12 protein-coding genes are annotated in these 19,098 nt (G+C 51.0%); 11 read left to right on the top strand and 1 reads right to left on the bottom strand.

Annotated features, from left to right (window positions below; all coding sequences use genetic code 11):
• The first annotated feature begins 43 nt into the window (after positions 1–43).
• From C2I18_RS19415 to C2I18_RS19435, 5 genes are read left to right on the top strand one after another with little or no spacing between them, the layout of a single operon-like run.
• Entirely contained in the window at positions 44–3,838 is a 3,795-nt protein-coding gene (locus C2I18_RS19415; RefSeq protein WP_249897386.1) for a non-ribosomal peptide synthetase family protein, read from the top strand.
• 33 nt (positions 3,839–3,871) lie between these two features.
• Entirely contained in the window at positions 3,872–4,471 is a 600-nt protein-coding gene (locus C2I18_RS19420) for a class I SAM-dependent methyltransferase (RefSeq protein ID WP_249897387.1), read from the top strand.
• The gene (locus C2I18_RS19425; RefSeq protein WP_249897388.1) at positions 4,458–6,893 is read left to right on the top strand and encodes an MMPL family transporter; all 2,436 of its coding nucleotides are present in this window, start codon (positions 4,458–4,460) and stop codon (positions 6,891–6,893) included. The genes C2I18_RS19420 and C2I18_RS19425 overlap by 14 nt, the downstream gene beginning before the upstream one ends.
• Positions 6,894–6,905: 12 nt before the next feature.
• Complete coding sequence (locus C2I18_RS19430) at positions 6,906–8,174, top strand: MFS transporter (RefSeq protein WP_249897389.1); 1,269 nt, start codon at positions 6,906–6,908, stop codon at positions 8,172–8,174.
• Positions 8,158–8,961, top strand: coding sequence for an alpha/beta fold hydrolase (locus C2I18_RS19435; protein ID WP_249897390.1), 804 nt, complete (start codon positions 8,158–8,160; stop codon positions 8,959–8,961). Before C2I18_RS19430 ends, C2I18_RS19435 begins: the two co-directional genes overlap by 17 nt.
• A 121-nt stretch (positions 8,962–9,082) precedes the next feature.
• On the opposite strand, the gene C2I18_RS19440 is transcribed toward C2I18_RS19435, so the two are convergent.
• On the bottom strand, positions 9,083–10,273 hold the full coding sequence (locus C2I18_RS19440) for an alpha/beta hydrolase family protein (protein WP_249897391.1): 1,191 nt from the start codon (positions 10,271–10,273) through the stop codon (positions 9,083–9,085).
• Positions 10,274–10,436: 163 nt separating this feature from the next.
• Here C2I18_RS19440 and C2I18_RS19445 point away from each other — a divergent pair, with 163 nt between their 5' ends.
• The 6 genes from C2I18_RS19445 (at position 10,437) to C2I18_RS19470 (ending at position 18,973) form a co-directional block, all read left to right on the top strand.
• On the top strand, positions 10,437–12,224 hold the full coding sequence (locus tag C2I18_RS19445) for a sensor histidine kinase (RefSeq protein ID WP_249897392.1): 1,788 nt from the start codon (positions 10,437–10,439) through the stop codon (positions 12,222–12,224).
• Complete coding sequence (locus C2I18_RS19450) at positions 12,218–13,813, top strand: response regulator transcription factor (RefSeq protein ID WP_249897393.1); 1,596 nt, start codon at positions 12,218–12,220, stop codon at positions 13,811–13,813. Before C2I18_RS19445 ends, C2I18_RS19450 begins: the two co-directional genes overlap by 7 nt.
• A 131-nt stretch (positions 13,814–13,944) precedes the next feature.
• A complete protein-coding gene (locus tag C2I18_RS19455) occupies positions 13,945–15,474 on the top strand; it encodes an ABC transporter substrate-binding protein (RefSeq protein WP_249897394.1) in 1,530 nt (509 codons plus the stop codon).
• An 87-nt stretch (positions 15,475–15,561) separates the two neighbouring features.
• The gene (locus C2I18_RS19460) at positions 15,562–16,491 is read left to right on the top strand and encodes an ABC transporter permease (protein ID WP_249897395.1); all 930 of its coding nucleotides are present in this window, start codon (positions 15,562–15,564) and stop codon (positions 16,489–16,491) included.
• A 21-nt stretch (positions 16,492–16,512) separates the two neighbouring features.
• Positions 16,513–17,403 (top strand): carbohydrate ABC transporter permease, encoded by an 891-nt coding sequence (locus tag C2I18_RS19465; protein ID WP_249897396.1) that lies wholly within the window; start codon positions 16,513–16,515, stop codon positions 17,401–17,403.
• Between the two features lie 22 nt (positions 17,404–17,425).
• A complete protein-coding gene (locus tag C2I18_RS19470; protein WP_249897397.1) occupies positions 17,426–18,973 on the top strand; it encodes a glycoside hydrolase family 43 protein in 1,548 nt (515 codons plus the stop codon).
• Positions 18,974–19,098: the final 125 nt, after the last annotated feature.

The following is a 19,098-nucleotide window of genomic DNA, read 5'->3' on the forward strand; positions in this document are numbered from 1 at the left end:
AATAAACCACTTCGGCATGCATATCTTTCAAGGAGGGATTTACTTGAGTATTCACTTTGAAGGCGGCGGGGCAGATCTTTCACTCAGGGCAGACCGGGAGTATTGGACCAGTAAGATACATGAGGAAATGAGCAGCAGCACCCCTTTATTTTTCAGAAAGCTGGACCCTGACAATGCCGTTAAAGAAGCGGATGCATGCCGGAACCGCCTGATGTTCACCTGGTCTGAAGCCACATCGGATCGCGTGATGAAGCTCTGCGGCAGCTCGCTGCCCAACACCTTTGCCTTTTTCTATTCGGTTGTCTCCATGCTGCTGTTCAAATACTCGAATGATCCGTTAGTTACGGTGGAGGCACCTGTCCTTGCTGCCGGTGGCCTCAAGCCTTCGGCCGTTGGCAAACTCCCGCTCATTCTGCGCACCTCCGGACAGTACTCCTTCAAAGACTGGCTGAATAAAGCGCAGAAGGTTATTAAGGAAGCTTATCAGCACTCTGCACTGCCGCTTCATTACATATATAGTCTCGCGGGTTCCGTCGATCCGGAGTTTTCGCTCCGCAACATGCTGCTGATGGTTGAAGGAATGCATGATATTACAGATCTTCAGCATTATGAGAATGAGATCATTCTGATCCTGCACACAGGAAAAGGGAGCATCGGGCTGGAGGTCTTATATGACCCCGCCTGTTTTTCCGGGTCGCACATTCAAGGCTGCTGCATGCAGCTTGAACAGCTGATACAGGATGCGCTCTCCCGGCCTGAGACGGATGTCTCTGAGCTATCTATACTGCCGGAAGCAGAGCGGCGCAAGCTCATTAAGGAATTCAACGGGACCGGCTGCAGCATTGACCGGCCTATGACGATACATGAATGCTTTGAGGAGCAGGCGGTGCGGACACCAGATCAGATTGCCCTGATCTTTGGGGATGAACGGCTGACTTATCAGGAAGTTAATGAACGCTCCGGCAGGCTGGCCAAGTGGCTCCGGATGAAGGGGGTCGGGCCGGATACCGTTGTGGGACTGCTGGCCGAGCGTTCGGCGGAAATGATCATCGGACTGCTGGCCATTCTGAAAGCGGGGGGAGCTTATCTGCCCATTGATCCGGACTATCCTGCGGAGCGGATCCGGTACATGCTTGAGCACAGCCGGACACAGCTGCTGCTGACGCACCGGGCCGGAGATTTCACTACTGGCCATCCTTGTGAACAGCTCCGGATCACCGACCTGCTTGAACTCCCGGAGAGCGGCGGGTATGAAGCTGCATCTGCAGAAGGAGGCCATCTTGCTTACGTTATCTATACCTCCGGGTCTACCGGTCAACCCAAAGGGGTCATGATCGAGCACAGGCAGGTTGTTAATTTTGCTGCCGGCATGGCGTCGCGGCTTGAGCTGGAGCGGTACTCCTCATTTCTATGTGTAACCACAGTCTCTTTCGATATCTTTGTGCTGGAGGCGATCGTTCCGCTGCTGTATGGAATGCAGGTCGTGCTTTCGGTCAAGGGAGAGGATATCGACGGCCGGAAACTGGCGCAGACGATGACAGCGAACAGCGTGGATATTATGCAGACGACGCCGTCCCGTCTTCAGCTTCTTTTGAATGATGAAGCTTTTCGTACGGCTGCACGGCAGCTGAAGGTCATTTTATGCGGCGGGGAAGCATTGCCTGTGCAGATCGTCAGCAGACTCGCCGGGTTCCGGCAAATCCGGTTGTTCAATATGTACGGTCCGACAGAAACCACTGTATGGTCATTGGTTGCGGAAGTCGATATAAACGGTCCCATCCGGATCGGGCGGCCCATTCAGAATACTGAGGTCTTTATTTTGGATGAAAATGGGGCTCTGCTGCCGATTGGTGCAGTGGGCGAGCTGTGCATTGGCGGTCAGGGGTTAGCCAGAGGCTATCTGTTCAATGAGCCGGAAACCGGAAGCCGGTTTGTGCCCAGCCCCTTTGGGGAACGTGAAAAATTATACAAAACAGGAGATATGGCCCGCTGGCACCATGACGGTACCCTTGAATTCTGCGGCAGAAAAGATAACCAGCTGAAAATCAGGGGATACCGGATCGAGCCGGGTGAAATCGAAGAACGTCTGCTTAAACTTGCCGGAATCACCGAGGTCAAGGTGGTGGATAAGGATGTTGCAGGCAACAAATTTTTGTGTGCATATTACGTGGCAGACCGCTCCTATACGCCGCAGACGCTGCGAAATGAAATGAAGAGCGTGTTGCCGGATTATATGGTTCCGGCCCATTTCATCCGGCTGGATTGTATGCCTTACACAGACAACGGCAAAACGAACCTGCGTATTCTGAAAGAACTGCCGTTCGAAGAACGCAGGGAGTGGGAGGCGCCGGACGGTGCGGATGAGGCGTTCCTGCTGGATGAGCTGAGAAACGCCCTGAATTTGTCCGAAATCGGGGTCACCGACCCGATCTTTGAGTTCGGAGCCAATTCGCTTAATATTATGCGGTTCGTCCAGCGGATCCAGAGCAGCTACGAGATTCAATATGAAGACATCGTCCAGTCACCAACCATACGGGAAATTGCTGCGAAAGCCGTTCCCCGGAAGAGAGGCATTGCAGAAGTAATGGCGTCTTATAACCGTACCGGTCCGGAGCAGATACCTGAGGAAATTCATTCCGGACTTTCCCGGTACCGGGCGGATTATCTTGAGACCTACAAAGATATTTCTGCAGTAGACATTACCGGGCACAACAATATTTTGCTTACCGGTTCGACCGGCTATCTGGGCATCCATCTGCTGAGGGGACTTTTAGACGGTACTTCCTCAACCCTTACGCTGATTATCAGAGGGGCAGATGTCCTGGAGGCTGAGAATAGATTAAGCCGCTGTTATTTCTATTACTTTAGAAAGCCGCTGGAGCCCTTGTTCAGCCGTCTTAAGATCATCGCCGGGGACCTTACGGAGGACAATTTTGGAATGGAGCGGGAGGCTTACCGGCAGTTGGCTGAGAGTATCTCTTGTGTCATTAATTCGGCAGCGGATGTAAGTCACTACGGCCTGTACGAAACCTTCCGCAAAGCGAATGTTCAATCTGTAGCCCATCTTATTGAGTTCTGTTTGTCGGGCAGCAAAAAGGATTTGTACCATATCTCCACAACAAGTGTCGGCAACGGCTATCTGGAGGATAAGCAATATCAGCTGGTTACCGAAGAACAGGCATGTATAGGGCAGCAGGCCGAAAATTATTACGTCGCTTCCAAAGCGGAAGCGGAAAAACTGGTGTTACAGGCACGCGGACAGGGCATCAACACAACAATTTTCCGGGTAGGGAATCTGGTGTTCCAGTCTGCAACGGGAAGATGCCAGGAGAATGTAACCTCCAACGCGTTTTATCAAAGATTGCGGTCTTTTCTGGAGCTGGGCAGAATGCCTGACATTCGGGGGATGGACATGGAGCTATCCTATGTCGACAAGGTTAGTGAAGCGATTATGCGGCTGCTGTTCAGGCCAGCCCTGCACAACGAGATTTTTCACATCTGTAATCCGCACCTGCTGCCTTACAGCCAGTTTGCCGGGCTTGCCGCTGAAAACGGGTATGAGCTGCAAATGCTTGAGCCGGCAAAGTTTGCTGATTTTCTTGTAAACCATTATGAGGAAGCCAGATACCGCGAAGCCGTTGATGTGCTGCTGGTACATTTCAATCTGCTGGCCAGGCAGAAGAGCACACAGGTGGTTCTGTCATCAGAAAAGACGGTCTACATCCTCGAACGGCTGGGATTCTTGTGGGAGCCGGCCAATCCGGAGCATATCCGGTTAATGCTTGAATTTGGCAGCGGGATCGGGTTCTTTCGTTCACCGGAGCTGATCAGCGGATAAGCCGGCATGGCGGGAAAATTGAAGGAGGATGGCATGATTGATGTATTGCTGAAGGTGTTGAATCTCCAGGCCGCATCCGCGAAAAACAAGCCGGACAGGGTAATCCGCGAGCTGGCCCTGCAGCCGGGGGAATCTGTTGCGGACATCGGTGCAGGGGGAGGATATTATGCGCTCCGGTTCGCCAGGGAAGTAGGACATACCGGTGCAGTAACCGCCGTTGATATTGAGCAGGAGTATCTGGAATTTATAGCCAAATCCGCACGCAAGCGGGGGCTGCGTAATCTCGGTACACAGCTTGCCCGGGGCGGAGGCCTGGAGCTTCCGGACCAGTCCTTCAACTTGATCTTTCTGAGAAATGTGTTTCATGATTTCAGAGACCCGCAGCGTTATTTTTCAAAGCTCAAGAAATCCCTGAAGCCTGGAGGCAGAGTTGCAGTCATTGATTTCAAGTATAAGCCGTTTACTAAAGAAGGCATGTTCGGGCATTACTCGGACGAAACCAGAATTGTACATGTGATGAAGTCATGCGGTTTTACGCACAGCAGAACATTTGATTTTTTGCCCAGCCAATCTTTCAATATCTTTTTGAATGATTCACAACAAAAACCGGGGGGAACAAATGATGTTTACTAAAATCAGCAATTTTATTACAAAAAGCAGGTGGCTCATCCTGGTGTTCTGGATAGGCATAGCAGTCGTAATGAGCAGTATCTCCCCTAATCTGTCCGAGGAAGCGACAAAGAGCCAGCAGACGGCCAACAGCCAGTCAAATGAAGAGGCGCAGAAGGCAGCCCGCCTGATGTCCGGGGAATTTCCCGAATATAACCAGAACGTTACCAATTCTGTAACCATCGCCCTTCACAGAGAAGGGGGACTGCAGGAAGAGGACAAGAAGTATGCCCGGGAGCTGGAGCAATATTTAAACAGCAAGCGTGAAGAGCTCAAGCTTACGGCCGTTTCTTCGCCCTTCACGAATGAAGCCTTGTCCTTAACCCAGGTAAGTAAAGATCAGGAAGCTGCCGTCATCCAGCTAAATATTGATATAACCGATGCCAAGCAAGACAATGCCAAGTGGCTTGAGGAAAGCAATGAAATCATGCCAAAACTGAGAGATTATCTCTCGGCTGACAGCGGACAGCGGGGTTCGGCACCGGCAGTGCCCGGGGAGCTGGATGTTCATCTGACCAACGGAAATGCCATGCTTCAGGAGATTATGGCGACACAGTCCAAAAGCCTGGCGCTGATGCTCATGCTGACACTTGTGCTGGTGCTGGTCGTCCTCCTTATCATTTACCGCTCTCCGGTTGCGGCGCTGCTGCCGATTCTCGGTGTAGTGTTTGCACTAATTATTTCCCAGAGCCTTATTGCTTTTGCCGCCAAAGCGGGCCTGACCGTTACACCCAGCATACTGGAATTTTTGATCGTCATTCTGTTCGGCGCCGGCACAGATTATTGCATGCTGATTGTCTCCCGGTTCAAAGAGGGGCTCTTAAAGGGAATGGATGCCAAAGAGGCGCTCCGAATCGCGATCCCGACCGCAGGAGAGGCCATTATATCCAGCGGCTTTGCTGTAATTGTTGCCTTTGCCATCATGGGATTTGCCAACAGCTTTGCTTTCAAGGCTCTCGGGCCCGGTGTGGCGATTGCCGTATTCGTCGAACTGCTTGTGGTAATGACCCTGATTCCCGCTATTCTCTCGCTGCTTGGTGAAAAAGTATTCTGGCCTTTCCTGCCTTCGAAGAAGCTTGCCAAGCAGCATCAGACAGGGGTCAGCCGTTCGAAAGAAGGGATATGGGACCGGATTTCCGGGTCTGTCGTCAAGAAGCCGAACAGATATATTGCTGTAATTCTGATTATCATGCTTCCGTTCATCCTGCTGCTGACCCGTTTTGAGTATGATAACGACGAGCTGGCTGCCCAGCTGCCGCATAATACGGAGTCCTACCGCGGGATTCAAATCATCGCTGACCATTTCGGCAAAGGTGAAGGACAGCAGAATGCTGCCACTGTCATCCTTAAATCAGATCAGGATCTCTGGAGCGCCGGCAATCTCTCGCTCATTGAAGACCTGGCCGGCAATCTTTCCGGGGCTGAAGGAGTCAAGCAGGTCATTACTGCCACACGTCCGACCGGAGAGGTTTTGACACCTGCCCTGATTGGCAGCCTGTCCGGACAACCAGCAGAAGGACAGGGGGGAGATACGGCCCAGGCAGACGGCAAAGAGAGTATTTTCAAACTCCAGACGGATTTCCTTGCCCAGGCCCCGGCCATTAAGGATTTTATGAAAGGCTATATTTCCTCCGGCGGCAACAGCATTATTCTGAATGTTGTTCTCGAGGAAGGACCGTATACAAGCGGATCGATGGATGCTATTTCCGAAATCCGCAGCATTCTCGGAAGCTCGCTGGAGAGTACCGGATTAAGCGGTGCGACCGCATATGTCGGGGGGCCGACCGCGACCATCAAGGATTTTCTGGATACGCAGCGAAGTGATTTTACCTTCATCATTCTGATTATCGTCGGAGCTATCTATGTCATTCTGGCCGTCCTGCTGCGGAGCCTCATAGCCCCGCTTTATATGATCGCTACCATTATTTTAAGCTTTGCCACATCGATCGGAATTGCCTATGCAACTTTCCGCTATTTGTTTGGCTATGACGGCCTGGTGTCGACCGTTCCGATCTACGGGTTCGTCATACTGGTTGCACTGGGAGTGGATTATAACATCTTCCTGATGTCAAAAATCAAAGAGGAGCATCAAAACGGTAAAACCACCGTTGAAGCCATCCGCAGCGGCCTGTCCACCACAGGCGTTATCATTACTTCCTGCGGAATTATCATGGCCGGAACCTTTGCCGCGTTCCTCATCTCTCCTATGCGCGCCTTTTTGGAATTGGGGTTTGCCATTGTGGTCGGACTGCTGCTCGACACCTTTGTCATACGTACCCTGCTGGTTCCGGCTATCGCGGTGAAGTTTGGTGAAATGAACTGGTGGCCCAGAAAAACAGCGAAAGTGATTGCGCAGCCAAAGCCCAAAGCCAAGCATGTCCAATGAGGAGGAAGTACAATGAATGCTTCTGTTCTGAAGAACAAAAATTTTCTGTTTCTTATTCTGGCCAAACTCATCTCCAGCATCGGAACCTTTGTTCAGAGCACTGCCTTTGCCCTGTACGTCATTGACCAGACGCATTCCAGCCTGCTTTTTGCTTCTGTACTTATGGCTACGCTGATTCCAAGAGGACTCCTGAGCCCGGTATGCGGCGTCATCATTGACTGGATGAACAGAAAGAGACTGCTCATTACGCTGGATATTATTAGCGGCGCCATTCTGGTCGCTGTGGTGGTGATTCTGAACGGCGGGGATATCGGGCTGCCGCTTATTTATTGTATTGCAGTACTGCTCGGGATTGTCTCCGCTTTTGATGAGCCGATTGTAATGACCGTTATTCCTTCCATTGTGGATAAAGAAGGGCTGGAATCCGCCAATGCCCTGAACATGGTTACCTTGTCGCTTGGGAATATCCTGGGTCCAATTCTCGGCGTTCTGCTCTATGGCATGTTTGGCATTCATGTGATCCTGCTGGTGAACGGGGCGAGCTTTCTGCTCGCCGCTCTGCTGCAAAGCTTCATGAATATCCCTGTGGAGAATACATCCGATGAGAAACGGTCATTCGGCAAGTTCCGCAGCGATTTTGTGGAGGGACTGCGGTATTTATGGGGCAACAGCCGCATGAAAACGATCATTATCTGTATTATCATCCAAAATTGTTTTTTCAACGGCGCGACCCAGGTCGGGATTCCGTTTGTGGCCAGAGAGCAGCTTAAAGTATCCAACGCACAGTTTTCTCTTATCGAGATTTGCGTTATTGTCGGCGTGGTTCTGGGCATTGCCTTTTCGGGTGTCATTAAAAAGAACAAGACAACAGACCAATTGTTCGTGAGGATGCTGAGCTATATTGGAGTCGCCTTCCTGTGCATCGGACTGGTCGTCTTCGGCTGGATTTCCAGCAGCCAAATCAACTTTTATCTGATTCTTTGCTTCTACCTGATCTTGGGGATTACCTCCATTAACGTATCGGTCTCCTTTCAGGCGGAGCTGCAGCGGGAAGTGGATAATAAGCTGCTGGGGAGAATCTCTTCTGTCGTATTGGCACTGATTATGGCTTCTGTACCTGTCGGTCAGGGACTCTACGGCTGGATGTTTGAAACCTTCCCTTCCGAGGTTCCTTTCCTGATATCCGCTTTTGTCATTCTGCTTATTGCGGCATCCTATCGTACCCGTGTCAAGAAGGGCACAACCATTCAAAGGGGGACTATTCATGAAACTTCACTTTAAGGAGTCCGGCAATCGACATGCGGAGACGGTTGTTTTTATTCACGCCTGTGCGGTAGGCAGCTGGACATGGTATGCCCAGCTGGATGCGTTCAAGGATTATCACTGCATCACGGTGGATCTGCCCGAGCACGGAAGGGATCACCATGATCAGAAGTTTACCATCGCGGCAGCCGCCGAAGGAGTTGCAGAGATCATCAGGCTTCATGCAAACGGAGGCAAGGCCTGTCTGATTGGGCATGAGGTCGGGTCCAAAATCGCCCTGGAAGTGATGAAAAGAAATGAAAAGCTGGTCAGCCGGGCAGTCATCTCCAGTGTAGTGCTGCGCAATGGTGCGGAAGCCAAGATGCACAAAGTTCTGCCCCGCAGTGTGATCGTTGGGGTGTTTCTGCTCAAAAAGCTGGCACTTAAAACTAAAGGCTTCCAGCGGATCTCGGCCAGGGCTTACGGGGTAATGGAACCGGAGTATGCGGAGGTTTTCGTGGAAGAGGCCAAGAATCACTCCGCGGACTGGCTGGTCCGCATTATACAGGAAGGTTATCTGACACCAGTGAATTTGAACGGACTGGAGAAGAACCAGACGCCGACGTTAATTCTGGTAGGGGAGAAGGAACCTGAACAAATCCGGGGTTCGGCCGATGACCTCTACCAGCTGCTGCCTAACCGGGTGAAGACGGTCATTAAAGATGGCCTGCATTCCCACCCGAGACTGCAGCGCGCCCAGTTTAACCAGGCTGTACTGGAGTGGCTGCATGCTGAACAACGTGATCATACATTGAGAATCATTTAGGACAGAATGCAGCCCCGGTTTCCCGCTGCATGGCAAAGCGCAGGCAGCAGGCAAGACCCCCCGTCCCTTGGAGCGGGGGTTTATTGTATTTTAACCGAACGATCCAAACCATCAGACCTCTTTAACGAGGGGCAGCAAAAGTTCGGGGAACCGCCGAAAAAATACGTACAGTAAGTCCGCCTGTGAACCCTTCCAGCGCAGCAGTCAAATCTTCGTGATTCAGAAAAGCAAGCGCCTTACTGTCCGTATCTACAGCAGGCTTCCATTCCCCGTTAACATTCTGGTTGACGATATGTATCCGGCACGCCTCACCCGAATAATCCGTACCTTCCAAGGTGTAAGCTGCCCTGATATTGACTAGCTGATTATCTGTATGATCCTGCACATCTTCTGCGCCGGGTACAATATGGCCCTTAAAAAAGGGGCTGTCGCTGGTCCCCGTGAAAAAAATGGCCGTCTGCCTGTGCGGACCTTCCTCTTTCCGGATCTCCTGTCCTGTTATTTGGACATCTATAGTTAAAATTTCCATTTCCTTTTTGCCAAGCAAAAACTGCTGTATCGATACCATGGCACTTTCTCTCTGTTTACCGGAAAAGGAATGACCCATTTCCTGAACCAGCAGAAGCTGGCATTGACCTGGTGCGTAGGATTCGTGAGCTTTAACAGAATACCTGTAATCTACGACCTGATCATCTGTGCCGTGTATCAGCAGCACGGGGCCTGTGTAGGGAGTGATCTCTTCAAACGGGTTCATGCCAACAACAGTCTCATGGAACCTTTTGCCGATCTGCATGTGTCCGCAGTCGATGACCGCCGGGACGTTATTAACGTCATATGAGGAGCCGCCCAATGCACCCTTGCGGGCATCATCCGGGATGCAGAGCGCGGGGTAGAGGAGAATTAATGCTTCAACTTCACTTGGGCGCTGTGCTGCAGTCAAGGCCGCAACAAATCCGCCTTGGCTGAAGCCCATCAGCGTCACTTGGTCTGCATCAACGTTAGATGAAGTTTTAACATAATCCATGACAGCCTTTAAATCCCCGCATTCCGATTGCACCGTCATAGCAGTTGTGGCCCCGTCACTTTTACCTTCCCCATGTGCACTTCCGCCGCAGAAATCAAAACAATACGCCGCATAACCCCAGGAGGCAAAGAGCCGGCAATCTGCAAAAACGTCCTTGGAATTCCCGCCAAATCCATGGCTGACAATGATGGCCGGAAGGCGATCGCCTTCCGGTACAAACGCTGTCCCGTGAATCGTCAGCCCGTCTCTTTTACAGCTGAAATCACGTTCAATAATGTTTGTATGCACGTAATCACAGTCCTTTCAATTTTATTAATGCGCTTTCATTATAGCGTAATCAGCGGTATAACAAAAAATATTCATATCGCCAACACCAGCTTATTCATGTATTATCGTTTCTGTCAGAACAGACATCCATCCTATTATTCTCAGCATAGAGAGGAAGATCACAATGTTCCGGACACTGAATCTCCGGCAATCTCCGTTTTTAACCTGGCAGTCCATACGTGTGAAGATGATGCTTGGTTTATTCCTGACCGTTATTCCGCTCATTGCGTTCCTGATCTATTCCAATGTGTATGCCATACATACGGTGCGGACCCAGGTGGCGGAATCGAGCAAGGATCTGCTGTCGTTATACCGGAGCCAGGTGGATGCCCGGCTGCAGGAGGCGGATAACTATCTGAACGGCTTGATGCTTGAGCCGGAGCTTTCGGATTTTGACTTTTACACCGAACCGGATGAGCGCCTCTTCGTAAAACAGCGGATCAATAACAATCTGTCCAATTCGATTTTACGCTACTCGGTACTGGACGGGCTATTTGTGTATCTGCCTTCGGACGATGCGTTTTTGTACTCCTTCCAGACGAGATCCACTTACTCCGACAGGGTATACCTGAAAGACTACATTGTCAGTGATGTAAGCAAAAGCGAAAGCCTGCAGCGTCGGCATATGAAGAGCTGGTATGTTCAGCGGAGCGGCGATCAGACTTACCTGATGCGCTTCTTTGTGATGCCCAATAGCGCTGTGGCAGGCGCATGGATCAATATGAATTCCTTTAAAACTCCGCTGGAGCTTTTGGGGATCGGTGAGAAAGGGGCGGCGCTCCTTGTAGATGACCGGGGGAATGCGCTGGTTAATCAGAGTTTTATCCGCGACACAGGCGTTCAGATCAAGCTGGATGAAGCATCCTACTATCTGACAGGGGAGCAGGACCGCTATCTGACAGTCGGCGAACGTTCCCGCGAAGGGGAGTTCAGCCTGTATGCTTTTATTCCGGAGGAAAAAATACTGCAGCAGCTGCCGACGCTCCGGGCCATCTCCTTTATCCTTCCTTTTGCCTCCATTCTCATTCTGCTGCTGGGCCTGGTGCTCCTGCGCAAAACGCTGCTGATTCCTCTGAACCGTCTGTTAAAGGCAATGAACCGGATTCAGCAGGGGAATCTGGATACGCAGATCAAGCAGTTTCCAACCTCCATTGAGTTCCGGACGGTCAACGACACGTTCAACACTATGATGGACCAGATCAAACATTTGCGGATTAACGTCTATGAAGAGCAGCTGAACAAGCAGAAGGCCGAGCTTCAGCATCTGCAGCTGCAGATTAAGCCCCATTTTTATATCAACACATTGAATCTGCTGCATACACTCGCCAAGACTAAGGAATTGAAGCTGCTGGAAGAGCTGTCGCTGTATCTGATCCGTTATTTCCGCTACATGTTCCAGAGTAATTTAAGCTTTGTCACCCTGAGAGATGAGCTTCAGCATGTCCGGAACTATTTACGGATTCAGGAGCTTCGTTTTCCCGGCCAGCTGATCCACGAGATCAAGGCCCCTGACTTTTTGCTGAATACGCCGGTACCTCCGCTCGTCATTCAGACTTTTGTGGAAAATGCAGTCAAACACGCCATTACGCTGGATGATCCGGTGTACCTGTACATTGATCTGGAAATGAAGGAAGAGCCGCAGACGGGAATCCTGATTCAAATAAGGGATACCGGTCCGGGATTTCCGGACAATATTCTGTCGCTGATTGAAGCGGAGGAACGGATTGTCGATGAGGAAGGCGAGCATATCGGCATCCGGAATCTCAGACAAAGGCTGCGCCTCCTGTACCATGGGCGGGGTGAAGTTACGCTGCGTAACGCTGAACCGCATGGAGCCGAAATCGAAATCACACTGCCGTTTGAACCGGAGAACCGGACAAATTACACCCCGGGAGGGACTGCTTCATGTTAACAATGCTGATAGTAGACGACGAGAAGCTGTTTGCGGATTCGCTGAGAAAAGAAGTGGAATGGGCCTCCCTGGGAATCAGCTCTGTCCATACAGCCTACAACTCCCGTCAGGCCAAAGATATTTATGAACGCGAGCAGGTTGATTTTATGCTGTGCGACATCGAAATGCCGCAGGGGAGCGGGCTTGAGCTGCTGGCCTGGGTCAGGGAGCATTATCCGCGCACCGAATCCGTATTCATGACCTGCCATGCCGATTTCAGGTATGCACAGCGGGCGGTGCAGCTTGGGAGCTTTGATTATTTATTGAAACCGGTTGCTGCAGAAGAGCTGTGTCAGGTTGTCGGCAGAGTCGTGGAAAAGATTAAGAAAGACAAGGAAACGAAGCAGTACAGCCGGTTCGGCGAGTTCTGGGCGCGGCACCAGCCGCTCTTGGCTGAACGCTTCTGGCTGGATATTATCAATCATATGATCCCGTCCCATCCGGAGCTGATCCGCAAAGAGGCAGAGGAACGCAATATTCCGTTTGATACCGGGATGAAGCTTCTGCCTGTACTCATCTCTATCCAGCGCTACACCAAGTCCTTCAAGCCGCGTGACGAAAAAATTATTGAATATGCGCTGATCAACTCCGGGGCAGAGCTGCTGGGCATTCAGGGCAGCGGCCTGTTATTCGGGCTGCCGGAGCGTAAACTGCTGGCACTGATACCGGCGGAGCAGGATGCGCCCGAAATCCAGGAGGGGCTGCTGGAACGCGGGCAGGCCTTTATTGACACGGCAAGCTCCTATTTTTATTGCGATACGGCGGTATATATCGGTAACGAGGTGCTCAGCCATGAATTGACGGATATGGTCAGCCGGCTGGCCGAGTGGGATAAAAACAATGTAGCCCACAGCAATAAAGTGCTGCTGTGGAGGAATAAGCCATACGGCCAGCAGGCGGTTGCCCTGCCGGACATGAATATCTGGTCTGTTCTGCTGAAGGAGGGACAGGGGGATCAGGTAGCCGCTGAGGCAGAGATGTTCCTCCGCAGTCTAAGCGATTCGGAAACGCTGGATGCCGACAGCTTATACCGTTTTCATCATAACTTTTTGCAGATGGTCTATTATGTGCTGAAGCTGAACGGGATTGAAGCGCAGCTTCTGTTCGATGATGCCACCTCTTCCGCGCTGTTCCGGCGCGCCGTCCGTTCCTTGACGGATATGATCGACTGGATGAAGCATACCCTCTCGAAAGCGATGGATTATGCAGGAACGGTCCAAGAGTCCCAGCCGATTCTAAAAGATGCGGAGAACTTCATCCTCCAGGCGCTGGAAACCGGGGACTTGACCCGCGAGGCTGTAGCCCACCACGTCTTTCTGAACCCGGATTATCTGGACAGGCTGTTCAAGAAGGAGACCGGACATTCCATTACCGAATTCATCGTATCCCGGCGCATGCTGCTGGCCCAGGATTTGCTTGCGAAGACGGATCTGCCGGTCGGAACGATTGCTTCCCGGACGGGCTACACCAATCTGGCCCATTTTTCCCGCAGATTCAAGCAGGTGGTCGGGATGAATCCGAAGGACTACCGGAGTAACCATAAACAGTAGACGGGGAAAGGTCGATATTATGCAACTGTGAGGTCGAAATCAGAGTAGTGAGGGAATACCTCCCGCTGTAACATTATAAACAGATTCGATACCAATTCGATTCCAAACAAAGCGATACAGGGGGATGAAGAATGAAAAGAAAGCTTAGCTGGTTGAGTCTCTTGATGATACTCATGCTTGCAGTAACGGCCTGTTCAGGAAACTCCGGCGGAAATAGTGCTTCCGGGGGGAATACAGAGTCCGGCAGCGCAAACTCATCAGGCAGTCAGGAAGAGCCTTATGAAGTTGTATACGCTTATCCTGCTTTTTCTAATGTACCTGCAGACATCCAAGAGGTGCAGGAAGCCATCAACAAGATTTCAGTGGACAAAATCAATGTTAAAGTCAAGCTGCTGCCGATCAGCAACAGCGCTTTTACGAATCAGATTAACCTGATGTTATCAAGCGGAGAAAAGCTGGACATGTTCGCCATGCTCAGCAGCTACAGCAATCAGGTAGCCAAAGGCGCATTGTATCCGATTGGTGACATCATGGAGGAGAATGCGCAGGGAACCATCGATGCGCTTGGCATTGACTACTATAACGCAACCAAGGTGGGCGGTGTCAGCTACGGCGTGCCGAGCCTCCGCGACCTGGCCCAGGATTTTGGTATCGTGGTCCGCAAGGATGTAGTGGACAAATATAATATCAACCTGGATGAGGTCAAAACCTTTGATGACTTTGAACTGATCTTCAAAGCGGTTAAAGAGAATGAGCCGGGAATGGCCGGCGCTACCAACCTGACCAACGGTTCGATTCTCAGTACTTACGGCATCCAGGATCCGCTCGGAAATAATCTGGGTGTTCTGCTGAACCACGGCCTTGACGATCTGAAGGTGGTCAACCTGTTCGCTTCCGAAGAGTACAAACAGATTGTAACCAAGATCCGCGAATGGTATCTGGCTGGCTATCTGGTGAAAGACGCTGCAACCAGCCCGGAATTAAATAATGTGATGGTGAAATCCGGTAAGGCGGCAAGCTGGTTATCCGCCATGAAACCGGGATTTGAGACACAGGAAAGCCGCAACGTAGGGGTGGAAATGACTGCGGCCCGCACCCAGACGCCAGTGGCCATGACGGACACGGTTACGAACGTTGCCATTGGTGTTGCCGCCACTTCGGAACAGCCGGAAAAGGCGCTGCAGTTCCTGAACCTGATGTATACCGACAAGGACATCGTAAATTTGATTGACTGGGGCATTGAAGGCAAGCACTACGTGAAGGTGGAAGGATCGGATAGTGTTATCAAATATCCGGATGGTGTTACAGGCGACAATGTCGGATACAAGAGTGACGGCTGGATGCACGGCAATCAGTTCCTCTCCTACGTCTTCGAGGGGGATGACCCTGACGTGTATGTGAAGATGAACGAGTTCAACCAGTCCGCCTCCAAATCCAAGGCGCTCGGTTTTACCTTTAACGGCGACTCTGTAAAGGCAGAAATTGCCGCCTGCAATGCGGTGCTTGACCAATACCGCAGAGCGATTGAGAGCGGTGTGCTTGAACTGGATAAAGCGCTTCCGGAATTCCTGAAGAAGCTCGATGACGCGGGCATCAATACGATTATCACAGAAAAGCAGAAACAGCTGGATGAATGGGCTGCCGGCAATGCAGCGAAATAAGGGGTTCTTGCGGTCCAATCAGCGGAATGCTGGTTGGATCGTATTTTTAACAAAGCCATTTTGCCAAGGGAAAGGAAGTGCAGTTCTATGAAGCAGCTGAGCTTCAGCCAAAGAAACAAAAAGTTTAAATATGCCCCCCTGTACTTGCTGATGATTCCGGGACTTGCCTACCTGCTGATCAATAACTATCTGCCGATGCTGGGGATATTCATAGCTTTCAAAAATATTAACTTCACCAAAGGCATCTTCGGCAGCGAATGGATCGGCTTTCAGAATTTCAAATATCTGTTCCAGACCAGTGACGCCTACATCATTACCCGGAATACGATTTTATACAATGCGGTGTTCATCGTGCTGGGGACGATTTTTGCCATTGCTTTTGCCATTCTGCTCAATGAAATCAAGAAAAAGGTCTGGTCCCGTTTTTATCAGAGTGTAATTGTACTGCCGCATCTGATCTCCTTCGTCGTTGTCGGTTATTTGGCTTACGCCGGACTCAGCCTGGAGACGGGATTCATGAACAAGACGGTTCTGCCTATTCTCGGGCTTGATCCGGTTTCCTGGTATACCGAGTCCAAGTATTGGCCGTTTATTCTGACGGTTATTCATCTCTGGAAGTCGATCGGCTTTAACTGCATTATTTTTCTTGCTTCCATTATAAGCATCGATACCGAATATTATGAAGCTGCTACGCTGGACGGAGCTTCCAAATGGGCACAAATCCGCTCCATTACGCTTCCGCTGATTACGCCGGTCATCGTCATGCTGACGCTCCTGGGTATCGGGCGGATCTTCTATTCCGATTTCGGCTTGTTCTATCAGGTCCCGATGAATGCCGGCGTCATTTCGGATACGACCAACGTTATTGATACCTATGTCTATAAAGGATTAATGGTATCCGGGGACATGGGCATGGCATCGGCTGCCGGTGTATATCAATCCATCGTCGGATTCATTCTCGTGCTCGGGGCCAATCTGGTCGTACGCAAGGTAAGCAAAGAGAATGCTTTATTCTAAAAGAAACGGGGTGACCTGATTGTGTTGAATGAAAGTAAAGCCATGCGGTGGATCTCCAATATGGTGCTGGGGCTGTTCTCCGCGGCCTGCCTCATCCCTTTTGCCCTGCTTATTATTGCATCGTTCAGCAGCGAAGAGAGCATTGTCCGGCAGGGGTACACATTTTTTCCGGAGGAGTTCAGCTTAAAGGCCTATGAGTATCTCTGGCAGCATCAGCTGGAGCTGGGCCGGGCCTACGGAATTACTATACTGATTACGGTAATCGGGACTGCCGTAAGCCTGGCGATCACCTCAATGCTGGCTTATCCGCTGTCCCGCAGAGATATGCCGCTGAACAGAGTCTGGACGTTTATCGTCTTTTTTACCATGCTCTTTAACGGCGGCCTCGTTCCGACTTATCTGGTGTATACGCAAATATTTGATATCAAAAATACGCTTTTCGGATTGCTGCTGCCCGGCCTGCTCATGAACGGGTTCAATATCCTGCTGGTACGTACATTCTTCCTTACCTCTATTCCGCCGGCTTTAATTGATGCAGCGAGTATAGACGGAGCGGGGGAGATCAAAATCTTTTACCGGATTATCCTGCCTTTGTCCATGCCGATTATGGCGACAATCGGACTGTTTCAGGCCATCGCTTACTGGAATGACTGGTTCAACGGCCTGATCTATATTACCGATACCAGGATGTTCGGCATCCAGACGATTCTCACCAAGATGGTGATGGACATCCAGTTCCTGACTAGCAACAGCAACGCCGCAGGCGTGAACGCCGGAGCGGCAATAGCGGAGCTGCCGAGCACTTCCGTCCGGATGGCCATTGCAGCAATCGGCGTTCTGCCTATTCTGATCGCCTATCCTTTTTTCCAGAAGTACTTTGTAAAAGGCATCACCATTGGCGCTGTAAAATAAAAAGCGGTAAGGAGCATGGACAATGAAATTCAACAATCCGGTTGTCAGCGGAGCTTATCCGGACCCGAGCATTTGCCGGGTGGATGACGACTATTATCTCGTTCACAGCTCGTTTGGCTATTTTCCGGGGCTGCCCATCTTTCACAGCCGGGATCTGGTGAACTGGAAGCAGATCGGCTACGGATTAACGAGAGAAAGTCAGGTTCCCTTATTCAGCAGCGGCGGAGGCAGTGAACCTTTATTCAGCTTCATGGGCATTTATGCTCCGACAATCCGCTATTTTAATGGAAGGTTTTATATTGTGACCACCAATACGGCTCACGGGCGCAATTTCATTATCCAGGCGGAAAAGCCGGAAGGACCCTGGTCAGAGCCGCTGTATCTGGACCAATGGGGAGGAATCGATCCGTCGCTTTTCTTTGACGAAGACGGCAAAGTATATATTACAGGCACGGGAGGTCACCAAGATGCCGTGCCGGGTATTTACCAGGCGGAAATCAATCTGACTACCGGAGAAATTCTGACCGAACGCAGGCTGATCTGGGAAGGAACAGGCGGCAGCTTTCCGGAAGGACCGCATCTGTACCATATTCATAACCGCTATTATCTCGTCATTGCGGAAGGCGGGACTGAATATGGGCATATGATAACGGCGGCCAGAAGCGACAGACCTTACGGGCCTTTTGAAGCGTGTCCCCATAACCCTGTTCTGTCTCATAGAAGCACCGGTCATCCGGTGCAGGCAACAGGCCATCCGGATTTTGTAGAGGCGCATGACGGCAGCTGGTGGACCGTACTGCTCGGTATCCGGCCTGTCGGGTATCCTTTCCACCATCACTTGGGCAGAGAAACTTATCTGGCTCCGGTAACCTGGACGGCGGAGGGCTGGCCGCTGATTGGAAATGACGGCAGGGTGAATCTGGAGATGGAGGGACCGGGATTTTTCAAAGGCTATGACCTCTCGTTATCGCGCTTTGGCCGGGATGACTTCGACAGCAGCGTGCCGGGCCTCCAGTGGAACTTTTATAAGAACCCGCGTGAACAGAGCTGGTCGCTTGCTGAACGGCCTGGCTGCCTAACACTGTACGGAACAGAGTATACGCTGGACGATTCGCAGCAGCTCGCGTTTGCCGGCCGCAGGCAGCAGGATTTCGATTGTTCTGTCTCGGCATTAATGATATTTGCTCCTGAACATGAGGGTGAAGAAGCCGGATTAACTGTTTATATGAATGAGAAGTCTCATTATGAAATTGGAGTGAGAAAACATAACGGCCTTAGGAGGCTCTTCCTGCGCCGGCGTATTGGTTCCCTGTGGAAAGTGGAATGGGAGGAGGAGCTGGAGGCAAGTGAAGTGGTTTTGAATATCCGGGCCGATTCATTATGTTACAGCTTCAGTTACGCCTTGCCCGGACAGGAGCAGATCCGCATCGGCAGAGGCGAATGCTCTTACCTGGCTACTGAGGTTGCCGGCGGATTTACCGGCGTATACTTCGCCATGTATGCAACGGGAAACGGCAGGCCCAGCCAGTCTCCGGCCCATTTTGATTATTTTGAATACCAGGGTAATTAATCTGAGAAGAGAGCTTCTTATCATAGAACACTTCAAAAGCAGCTTGCCAACAGGGAAGCTGCTTTTTGTGCGATAATTCGTACGCTTAAAATGATGATGAGGAGATTTGCTCTCGGTGATTCAGA

It is taken from the genome of Paenibacillus sp. PK3_47 (assembly GCF_023520895.1).
Classification (GTDB): Bacteria; Bacillota; Bacilli; order Paenibacillales; family Paenibacillaceae; genus Paenibacillus_AQ.